Source organism: Micrococcus sp. APC 4021 (genome assembly GCF_030407635.1).
GTDB classification, from domain to species: domain Bacteria; phylum Actinomycetota; class Actinomycetes; order Actinomycetales; family Micrococcaceae; genus Micrococcus; species Micrococcus luteus.
Genome location: NZ_JASDCZ010000128.1, coordinates 1 through 6,262, shown reverse-complemented (window position 1 = coordinate 6,262; position 6,262 = coordinate 1). Strand labels below are relative to the sequence as shown.

Below are 6,262 nucleotides of genomic sequence, written 5' to 3'. Positions count from 1 at the left end.
CCGGTCCGGGGACGAGGGGCAGGGGGTCGACGCCGGCCCGAGGCTCCCGCCCCTCTCGCCGAAGCCCGCAGACACGCCGCTACGCCCTGGCGGTAGCGGCGTGTCTGCGGGCCTGGGCGGGTCAGATCCACGACGGCGGCACTCGGCCCGGCGGCGTCCGCGCGGCCACCAGGCCCCGCAGCTGCCGCACGAACAGCTCCCAGTGCCCCGGCCGGAACACGTCGGCGGTCACCCGGATCACCTCCCATCCCTCCGCGCGCAGGGCGGCGTCCCCCTCGCGGTCCTCACGCCACTGCCGGCGATCCGTGCGGTGCTGATCGCCGTCGTACTCGACCGCCACCTTGGCCTCCGCCCACACCAGATCCACGCGCAGCAGCTGTCCCGTGGCGAGGCGGATGCACGGGTTCACTGCGGGCTCGGGGACGCCGTCCAGGACGAGCCGCGCCCGCAGCCGGCTCTCCTGCGGCGAGTCGGCCCCGGGGCGGACGAGCTCCAGCGCCTCCCGGGCCGCGCGGATCCCGCGCACCCGTCCGCGTTCCTCGACGGCGGCGCGCAGCTCGGCCACGTCCGTCACCCCGGGAGGCAGCCGACGGCGGCGGGCCTCCGTCGGGGCGGTCCGAACCATGCTGTCCCCCAGCGCGACGAGATGGTCGAGCGGCCCGGCGTGCGCGGCGAGGTCCACGAAGGTCCACCCCGGTGCGGTCACGCGCACCCCGTCCACGATCCGCACCGGTGCGTCGGCGCGGAGGCGGTGTGAGCGGATCCCGGCCCGGCTCGACGCGGTGCCGTGGCCGCGCGGGGTCGCGATGTGCACGGACCGGTCGGCGGCGAGCGGCCCGGTCAGCCACAGGCCGAGCACCCGGGCGGCCGTGACGTGGCTGAACACGCCCTCGGGGTGCAGATCCTGCAGCGCCCGCAGATGGTCCATGGGGTCCGGTTCGACGCCGCGCCGGCCCCAGAGCCCCCAGCCGAGGGAGACCACGTCCCCGCGCCGCAGCCGGGCCGCGCTCACCCCCGCCTCGCGCGCGGCCGGGGTCGAGAACACGGTCGGAGCGCGGAGGCGGCCGTCCAGTCCGCAGCGCATCGGGGGCAGGGGCGCGGGCGAGCGGGGCATGCGCCGAGCGTGCCCGATCCGGGCGGGCCGCCGTCGTCGTCCGCCGGGATCTGTGGACGACGCCCCGCCAAGGCCCGCAGACACGCCGCTACGTCCTGGCGGCAGCGGCGCGTCTGCGGGCCTCGGCGCCACGGCTTGCGCCGCCAGGCCCTCCCCACGACGACGGCGTCACCGGCCCGGCTCCCCCTCCCGCGTGATCCACGTCTCGGCTAGGGTGAGGAGCAATAACCGACCGATCGGTCGGGACTTGTCCGCGCCCCCGACACCAGGAGACCTCGTGACCGTCACCGCCCCCTCCCTCCCGGAGATCCTCCCCAGCTACGTCGTCGGCAGCTGGTGGACGCCGTCGCACCCGTCCAAGGTCACCGACGTGACGGACGCGAACACCGGCGCGCGCCTCACCGGCGTCTCCACCGACGGCCTCGACACGGCCGCCGCCATCGAGCATGCCCGCACCGTCGGCCAGCAGGCCCTGGGCGCGCTGACCATCCACGAGCGCGCTCTCAAGCTCAAGGAGCTCGCGCTCTACCTGAACTCCCGCGTCCAGGAGCTCTACGACGTCTCCTTCGCCACCGGCGCCACGCAGCGCGACCACGCCTTCGACGTCGACGGCGGCATCGGCACCCTCTTCACGTTCTCCGGGAAGGGCCGCCGCGAGCTGCCGAACTCCACCGTGATCATCGACGGGGACGTGGAGCCCCTCTCCCGCGACGGCTCCTTCATCGGCGAGCACATCTACCAGCGCATCCCGGGCGTGGCCGTGCAGATCAACGCCTTCAACTTCCCCGTGTGGGGCATGCTCGAGAAGTTCGCCCCAGCCTTCGTCGCCGGCGTGCCCACCGTGGTCAAGCCGGCCACCCCCACCGGCTACGTCACGCAGAAGTGCGTCGAGCTGATGCTCGAGTCCGGCGTGCTGCCCGAGGGCTCGATCCAGCTGATCTCCGGCTCCGCCCGCGACCTGCTGGACCACCTGGACTACCGCGACCACGTCGCGTTCACCGGCTCCGCCGCCACCGCGGCCACGCTGAAGAAGCACCCGAACGTGCAGGAGGGCGGCGTCCGCTTCACCGCGGAGACCGACTCCCTCAACGCCGCCATCCTCGGCCCGGACGCGGACCCGGAGTCCCCCGAGTTCGAGGCGTTCGTGAAGGTCGTCTTCCAGGAGATGACGGTCAAGGCCGGCCAGAAGTGCACCGCCATCCGCCGGGTGATCGTCCCGCAGGACCGGGTCGAGGCCGTGACCGCCGCCCTCACCGAGCGCCTGGCCGCGAAGGTCGTCCTGGGCGACCCGCGCGTCGAGGGCACCACCATGGGCGCCCTGGCCTCGAAGGAGCAGCAGGGCGAGGTCCGCGGCGCGGTGCAGCGCCTGGTCGACGCCGGCGGTCAGGTCCGCCTCGGCGGCCCCGAGGGCTCGACCGGCGACGCCGACGCCGAGTCCGGCGCGTTCTTCGCCCCCACGGTGCTCACCTTCGAGGACGCACGCACCCCCGAGGTGCACAGCATCGAGGCGTTCGGTCCGGTCACCTCGGTGATCGGCTACACGGACGTGGCCGACGCCGTGGCCCTGGCCGCCCTGGGCTCGGGATCGCTCGTGGCCACGGTCGCCACGAACGACGGTGAGACCGCCCGCGCGTTCGCCGCCGGGATCGGCGCCCACCACGGCCGCGTGCACGTCCTGAACCGCCAGACCGCCACGACCACCACCGGTCACGGCGCCCCCGTGCCGGTGCTGATCCACGGCGGCCCCGGCCGCGCCGGCGGCGGCGAGGAGCTCGGCGGGGTCCGCGCCGTGAAGCACTACATGCAGCGCACGGCGATCCAGGGCTCCCCGGACATGCTCACGGCCATCACCGGCGTGTGGCATCAGGGCGCCGCGGCCCACACGGTGACGCGCGAGGACGTGGAGGCCGGCACGGCCGTGCACCCGTTCTACAAGTCCCTGGCCGAGCTGACGGTGGGCGACCAGTTCGCCTCCGGCCTGCGCACCGTCACCCTGGAGGACATCACGGACTTCGCGGAGGAGACCGGGGACAGGTTCTACGCGCACACGGACGAAGACGCCGCCATGGCCAACCCGTTCTTCCCGCGTCGCGTCGCCCACGGCTACCTGCTGGTCTCGTGGGCCGCGGGGCTGTTCGTGGCCCCGGATCCGGGCCCGGTGCTGGCCAACTACGGCCTGGAGAACCTGCGCTTCGTCACGCCGGTGACCTACGACGACGCCATCCGCGTGACCCTGACGGCCAAGCGCATCACCCCGCGCGTGAGCGACGAGTACGGCGAGGTGGCCTGGGACTGCCGGATCCACAACCAGAAGGACGAGCTCTGCGCCCAGTACGACGTGCTGACGCTCGTGGCCAAGACCTGGCCGATGGCCCCGTCCGAGACCTCCCAGGGATGAGCCCCCCCCTGCTTCGACGGGCCGTCCCGTGCGCCCGCTGCGCGCCGGGCGGCCCGTCGTCGTCCCCGGGAACAAGGAGCGTGCCCGGGACGTTCACCTGTACGTCCCATTCGGACCGCGAGAGAAGAAGGTCGACATATATGTCCGAGTTCACCCGTTTTGATCAGGTCACCGTGCTGGGCACCGGTGTGCTGGGTTCGCAGATCATCATGCAGGCGGCGTACCACGGCAAGAAGGTGATGGCCTACGACGCCGTCCCCGCCGCCCTCGAGGGGATCGAGCGCCGCTGGGCGTGGATCCGCCAGGGCTATGAGGCAGACCTCGGGGAGGGCTACGACCCGCAGCGCTTCGACGAGGCCATCGCCCGCATCACGCCGACCTCGGACCTCGGCGAGGCCCTGGCGGATGCGGACATCGTGATCGAGGCCGTCCCGGAGAACCTGGAGCTCAAGCGCAAGGTGTGGGCCCAGGTGGGCGAGCTCGCCCCCGCCACGACCCTGTTCGCCACGAACACCTCCTCCCTGCTGCCCTCGGACTTCGCCGACGCCAGCGGCCATCCGGAGCGCTTCCTGGCCCTGCACTACGCCAACCGCATCTGGGCGCAGAACACCGCCGAGGTCATGGGCACCGCCGCCACCTCGCCGGAGGCCGTCGCGGGAGCCCTGCAGTTCGCCGAGGAGACCGGCATGGTCCCCGTGCACGTGCGCAAGGAGATCCCGGGCTACTTCCTCAACTCCCTGCTCATCCCGTGGCTGCAGGCCGGCTCCAAGCTGTACATGCACGGAGTGGGCAACCCGGCGGACATCGACCGCACCTGGCGCGTGGCCACCGGCAACGAGCGCGGCCCGTTCCAGACCTATGACATCGTGGGCTTCCACGTGGCCGCCAACGTCTCCCGCAACACGGGCGTCGACTGGCAGCTCGGCTTCGCTGAGCTGCTCGAGAAGAGCATCGCCGAGGGCCACAGCGGCGTGGCCGACGGCCAGGGGTTCTACCGCTACGGGCCGGACGGGGAGAACCTCGGCCCGGTGGAGGACTGGAACCTGGGCGACAAGGACACCCCGCTCGGCTGACCTCCTCCGCTGACGGATCAGGGGCCGTCCGGTGCGCACCACGCATCGGGCGGCCCCGTTGCGTGCCCCCGCCGCTTCCTTGTGGCATCCGTCACAGCGCACGTAGAGTCGGGCCATGACGACCTCCCGACTCCCCCTGCTCGGCGCCCTCGCCGTGGGCGCGCTCGCCCTCGCCGGGTGCGCGGGCGGCGGCGGCGCGGAGCCCTCCTCCCCCGCCCCCTCGTCGGCGTCGTCCACGACGACGGCGGCCTCGTCCGCCCCCACGTCGCCCGCGGCCAGCAGCTCCACGGAGAGCACGGGCGCGGCGGAGAGCACGGCCGGCGCCTCCGCCTCGGGCAGCCTGTCCCTCGAGATGCCCCCCGCGCTGGACGGGCAGCGGACCCTGGCCGTGCAGGCCGCCGTCCAACGGGCCGCGGGGCCGGGGTCCGAGGTGGGGCTGAGCGCCGCCTCGCCGCTGGAGCGGCAGACGGAGCTGCGCCAGCGGGCCGCCGGCCTGGAGCAGGCGGTCGACGCCGGTGCGAGCCCGGCTTCCACCCGCAGCGCGGAACAGCAGGCCTGCCTGGACGCCACCCGCTCCGATCTGGAGCGGGACGCCGAGGCCGGGGCGGCGGACCTGGGGCTCACGGCCCAGCCGGAGACGGCCGCCACGACCGGCGGCGGGCCCACCACGACACCGGCGCCCTCCTTCACGGCGTCCCCCGACGCCGAGGTCACTCCGCTCGGCGTGCGCGTCACCGTGTACCCCACGGAGGAGGCCGCCCGCGCCGCCCTGGAGGACGCCCGAGCGGCGGCGCAGGCCTGCACCGGGGTGGACCTGGCCGGGCTCGACGTGGAGAGCGTGACGCGGACCGAGCACGAGGGCGGCACCGCGTACACGGCGCTCCCGGCCCCCGGGGGGTCCGTCTACTCCCACCTCACTGCCGTGCAGGACGGCGCCCGCACCGTGGCCGTGGCCCAGGCCGACGCGGACGGCGGGGTGCCCGCGGACGCCGAGGACCGTGCGGCCTCAATCGTGGCCGACGTGCTCGCCGCGCTCGACGGCGAGGGCTGAGGACAGCGGGCCCTCAGCCCCGCAGACCCCCGAGCACCACGCCCGTGACGGCGTCGATCATCTGGTCCGGTCCCTGCTGGCCGGGAACGCCGCGATCCGGCCGGTACCAGTCGACGATCGAGTTGATCATGCCGAGCGCGAGGCGGGCGAGGTTGCGCGGGGTCACGTCGGAGCGCACCGCACCCGCGGCCTGGGCGGCCTCGAGCAGGTCACCGAAGCGCCGGGTGATCTCGCGCCGGCGCTCGACGGCGGCCACCTCGACCGCCGAGTTCCCGCGCAGGCGCAGCAGCAGGGTCACCTCGGGCTGCTTCTCCGCCAGCACCCCGAGCGTGCCGCGGATGGCCGCCTCGACCTGCGCGCCGGCATCGGCCCCGCTGGCCACCACATCGTCCAGGCACGCCTCGAGGGCGTCGAGCGCCTCCGTCACCGCGTGGTCGAGGATCGCCTCCTTGGACTCCACATGGTGGTAGATCGCGGACTTGGAGATGCCCAGGTGGGCGGCGAGCATGCCCATGGACGTCGCCTCGTAGCCGTGCCGGTTGAAGAGCTCGACGCACTCGGCCAGCAGCGTCTGCCGGTCATAGCCGGGCCGGCCGCGGCGCGGGGTGGGGCTGCTCTGGGGCACG

At 74.1% G+C, this 6,262-nt stretch carries 5 protein-coding genes; 3 read left to right on the top strand and 2 right to left on the bottom strand.

Annotated features, from left to right (window positions below; all coding sequences use genetic code 11):
• Positions 1-121: 121 nt before the first annotated feature.
• Complete coding sequence (locus QL983_RS09800) at positions 122-1,114, bottom strand: DUF559 domain-containing protein (protein WP_036313919.1); 993 nt, start codon at positions 1,112-1,114, stop codon at positions 122-124.
• Between the two features lie 277 nt (positions 1,115-1,391).
• Here QL983_RS09800 and paaZ point away from each other — a divergent pair, with 277 nt between their 5' ends.
• The 3 genes from paaZ (at position 1,392) to QL983_RS09785 (ending at position 5,636) form a co-directional block, all read left to right on the top strand.
• Positions 1,392-3,512, top strand: coding sequence for a phenylacetic acid degradation bifunctional protein PaaZ (gene paaZ, locus QL983_RS09795; protein WP_230297501.1), 2,121 nt, complete (start codon positions 1,392-1,394; stop codon positions 3,510-3,512).
• Between the two features lie 140 nt (positions 3,513-3,652).
• Complete coding sequence (locus tag QL983_RS09790; RefSeq protein WP_036313915.1) at positions 3,653-4,585, top strand: 3-hydroxyacyl-CoA dehydrogenase; 933 nt, start codon at positions 3,653-3,655, stop codon at positions 4,583-4,585.
• 115 nt (positions 4,586-4,700) lie between these two features.
• The gene (locus QL983_RS09785) at positions 4,701-5,636 is read left to right on the top strand and encodes a hypothetical protein (RefSeq protein ID WP_036313913.1); all 936 of its coding nucleotides are present in this window, start codon (positions 4,701-4,703) and stop codon (positions 5,634-5,636) included.
• Between the two features lie 13 nt (positions 5,637-5,649).
• Here the strand turns inward: QL983_RS09785 and QL983_RS09780 are convergent, their stop codons facing one another.
• Positions 5,650-6,261, bottom strand: coding sequence for a TetR/AcrR family transcriptional regulator (locus tag QL983_RS09780; RefSeq protein ID WP_036313911.1), 612 nt, complete (start codon positions 6,259-6,261; stop codon positions 5,650-5,652).
• Position 6,262 lies beyond the last annotated feature (1 nt).

What these genes read in the sequence shown, in the direction of transcription:
- QL983_RS09800 (WP_036313919.1), bottom strand. Translation starts at nt 1,114, where the DNA reads ATGCCCCGCTCGCCCGCGCCCCTGCCCCCGATGCGCTGCGGACTGGAC.
- QL983_RS09790 (WP_036313915.1), top strand. Translation starts at nt 3,653, where the DNA reads ATGTCCGAGTTCACCCGTTTTGATCAGGTCACCGTGCTGGGCACCGGT.
- QL983_RS09785 (WP_036313913.1), top strand. Translation starts at nt 4,701, where the DNA reads ATGACGACCTCCCGACTCCCCCTGCTCGGCGCCCTCGCCGTGGGCGCG.